General features: G+C 62.5%; 1 protein-coding gene. It reads right to left on the bottom strand.

The features are described 5' to 3' along the window. Positions 1-363: class I SAM-dependent methyltransferase (locus tag ACX4ZE_RS23205; RefSeq protein WP_480275592.1), on the bottom strand; the 363-nt coding region annotated here is incomplete at both ends.

Genomic DNA, 363 nt, shown 5'->3' with positions numbered 1-363 from the left:
ACTCATTGACCGACCGGCCCGTCTTGAGTGCGATATCCACCGCACCGATCTCGTCGATCTCATCGGCCAACGCGTGGAAATACTCCGGCGCCACCAGCAGCTCCTGCTCGGTGGCGATCTCTCGACGGACCTGGTCTTGCACGATCTGCGGGTCGGCTGTCCCACCGCGCGCGAGCTGCACCGCGGTGGTGAACTCCTCCAACAACGACAGATTCCGTACATCACCGACGAACAATCCCCCACCAGGCGCCAGCAGGCGCAGCACCCGCTCGAGGACCCGCCGCAGATAGGCTCGACCGGGGAAGTACTGGATCACCGAATTCAACACAACGGTATCGAAATAGTCTTCGGGTAGACCCGCGG

It is taken from the genome of Nocardia sp. TBRC8007, from assembly GCF_056629435.1.
This window is presented reverse-complemented; position numbering and strand designations above follow the sequence as displayed.